At 36.8% G+C, this 2,882-nt stretch carries 3 protein-coding genes and 2 pseudogenes; 2 read left to right on the plus strand and 3 right to left on the minus strand.

Annotated elements, in window-relative coordinates; genetic code table 11:
* Together AACY61_RS11690 and AACY61_RS11695 are read left to right on the plus strand one after the other, a co-directional pair.
* A pseudogene (locus tag AACY61_RS11690) lies at positions 1-434 on the plus strand (phenylalanine--tRNA ligase subunit alpha); the annotation flags it as partial.
* A gap of 2 nt (positions 435-436) precedes the next feature.
* Complete coding sequence (locus tag AACY61_RS11695) at positions 437-832, plus strand: hypothetical protein (RefSeq protein WP_339611762.1); 396 nt, start codon at positions 437-439, stop codon at positions 830-832.
* On the opposite strand, the gene AACY61_RS11700 is transcribed toward AACY61_RS11695, so the two are convergent.
* The 3 genes and pseudogenes from AACY61_RS11700 to AACY61_RS11710 all read right to left on the minus strand — a co-directional run.
* Positions 829-1,824 carry an NAD(P)H-dependent glycerol-3-phosphate dehydrogenase gene (locus tag AACY61_RS11700; protein WP_339611763.1) on the minus strand — a complete coding sequence of 332 codons (996 nt, stop codon included), beginning with the start codon at positions 1,822-1,824 and terminating at the stop codon, positions 829-831. The two genes, AACY61_RS11695 and AACY61_RS11700, sit on opposite strands and share 4 nt — an antisense overlap.
* Before the next feature lie 265 nt (positions 1,825-2,089).
* A complete protein-coding gene (nadD, locus tag AACY61_RS11705) occupies positions 2,090-2,683 on the minus strand; it encodes a nicotinate (nicotinamide) nucleotide adenylyltransferase (RefSeq protein ID WP_339611764.1) in 594 nt (197 codons plus the stop codon).
* A gap of 3 nt (positions 2,684-2,686) precedes the next feature.
* A pseudogene (locus AACY61_RS11710) lies at positions 2,687-2,882 on the minus strand (guanylate kinase); the annotation flags it as partial.

Here is a 2,882-nt window from a genome sequence, read left to right on the forward strand (position 1 = left end):
CCGTTTCTGCACGTTCACACTGCATTTTCCATCAGGTGGAAGGTCTTTATATCGACAAAGACGTTTCTTTTGCTGATTTAAAGCAAACCTTGATTTATTTTTGTACAGAAATGTTTGGCAAGTCTAAAATCAGACTTCGCCCGTCTTACTTCCCGTTTACCGAGCCCAGCGCCGAAGTGGACATTTACTGGGGGCTTGAAACCGAAACCGACTACCGCATCACCAAAGGAACCGGATGGCTAGAAATTATGGGCTGTGGGATGGTAGATCCCAATGTATTAAAAAACTGCGGCATCGACCCAGAAACTTATACCGGATTTGCTTTTGGAATGGGTATTGAACGCATCGCGATGTTGCTTTATCAAATAGGCGACATTCGTATGTTTTATGAAAATGACCTGCGTTTTTTAGAACAGTTTAAAAGTGCACTTTAATAATGCGCAAGGACATTGAATTTCCTGAGGTAAAAGACATTCATATCGCTGCTGTCAAAGAGTGGGATGAGGCATTTCTAAACCAAAGCTGGAATATTTATCTCATCAACAACAGCAAGCTAACAATGGAAGTTACCATTGTGGTTTCCCGCGGCAGTAAAGATGACCAAAAAACAGCAACCCTTCGTCACGGACTGGGAATTTTAGAACCAAAGACCTTTAGAAAAGTAGAATTTATCACCGAAGAAGTCCTGCCGTTTAAAAACGAATTTCTACTCAGTTTTTTTGCGAATGGCAAACTTTATGACCGCATGTTTGTTTTTGAGCCTTACAGCATCAAAGATGAAAACTTAGATGAGATTCCTTTATTGGAACATCAAGGAATACTGTCTAATTAATCCAACTTCTCCGTCAACTTCTTAAATACTTTTTTAGGGTTTTTATTTTCGTAAAGAATCTCATAAACCGCATTGATAATTGGGGTTTTGGCTTTCTTTTTTTGGTTTAACTCCCAGGCGCTTTTGGTGGCATAATAGCCTTCGGCTACCATGCTCATTTCCATTTGAGCACTTTTTACAGTATAGCCTTTACCAATCATATTACCAAACATGCGGTTGCGGCTAAAGGTGGAGTAGCCCGTCACCAATAAATCCCCCAAATAAGCCGAGTCGTTGATATTGCGCTTCATTTTATAGACTTTTTTGATAAACTTGCGCATTTCCCTAATGCCATTGCTCATTAATACGCTCTGAAAGTTATCACCATAGCCCAAACCGTGAGCAATTCCGGCGGCAATGGCATAAATATTTTTCAGCATTGCGGCATATTCGGTGCCTATCACATCGTCACTGGTAGTAGTTTTTATGTAATCACTGCTTAAGTATTTGGCTACCATTTTTGATTTTTCAGGGTCAGCACAAGCTACAGTGATGTATGAAAGTCGTTCCAATGCGACTTCTTCAGCGTGACAGGGGCCTGTAATAACACCAATGTTTTCAAAAGGAATGTTATATGTTTGATTGAAATGTTCACCGACAATTAATCCTGTTTCGGGAACAATGCCTTTAATGGCTGAAAATATTATTTTTTTCTCTAGAGATACTGTGAGTTTTTCCAACTCATTACTTAAAAAAGCAGAAGGAATCGCAAAAATTACAACATCTGCATTTTTGATTACTTTGTTGATATCGTTGCTTAAAGAAAGTTGTTTGGTATCAAACTCAACTGAACTCAGGTAATTGGGATTGTGGTCTTCTTTTTTGATGTGCTCTATGGCGTAAATGCTTCTCATATACCAATGCACTTTTGGAAGATTTTCACATAACATTTTTACAATAGCTGTAGCCCAACTTCCTCCCCCAATAACTGCAAAACTTGGATTTTCTTTCATTTAATTGAATTTTTATTGTATCTCAAAAATACATATTTTATGCTTTAAAAGCTTGTGTAGCACATTTTTCTTAAAAAATCTTTGTCACTGAGATTTAAAATTTAACAACAGATTAGGATTTCATACACAATTTAAAAATCAATATGTGCGTTTTTGTAAATAAGAAACCCAAGTGAATTTTCTGATTTTATCAGGAAAGTAGTGAAGGTTTTTTGGTTGGTTATTTAGTTTGAAAGCCGCTCTTGTTTCCTAACTTGGGCGGTTTTTATTTTTTGTAAAAATTCATCTCATCAATATATTTCCAGACTTCAGCAGGAAGGAGTGGTCTTATGTTTTTTCCTGATTTGATTCCTTTTCGAATATGTGTGGAAGAAATTTCCATGATGGGGGCTTCAATATGCACAATATCCGGATGATTGGAAAATTGATTTTCGTGGCCGTTATCAGTCTTTCTAGGATACACATAAATGGGATGATGTTTTAAAATAACATCAAAGTTTTTCCATTTGTGAAAGGTGTTGAGGTTGTCTTCACCCATTAGAAGACAAAACTGAATGTCAGGATGCTTTTCAGACAAATGTACTAATGTATTGATAGTGTAGTTGGGTTGTGGTAGTTTGAATTCGATGTCGCTTGCATTAAGCTTTTCATAATGTTCACATGCTCTGTTGACCAATTCAAGACGGTGGTGGTCTTCAAGAAGCGTTTTTTTCTTTTTAAAGGGGTTGTGAGGCGTGACTACCAGCCAAATCTCATCTAAATCGCTATATTCCACCAGATGGTTTGCAATGATTAAATGCCCAATATGAATGGGGTTAAAAGAGCCAAAATAAAGGCCTATTTTTTTTGACTTTAACACAAATTAATTGTTTGATTTAATAAAGTTTGCTACAAGCTTATGCGCTTCTTGAAGAGCAACTTCCAAATCGTTGTTCTCAATTACATAATCAAACTGAGGTGCTGTTGCAAGTTCAATAGATGCTTTTGCAATGCGCATATTTATTTTTTCTTCACTCTCTGTTTTTCTTTTTTTAAGGCGCCTTTTGAGTTCATCAACA

This window comes from uncultured Planktosalinus sp. (assembly GCF_963973675.1).
Classification (GTDB): domain Bacteria; phylum Bacteroidota; class Bacteroidia; order Flavobacteriales; family Flavobacteriaceae; genus Planktosalinus.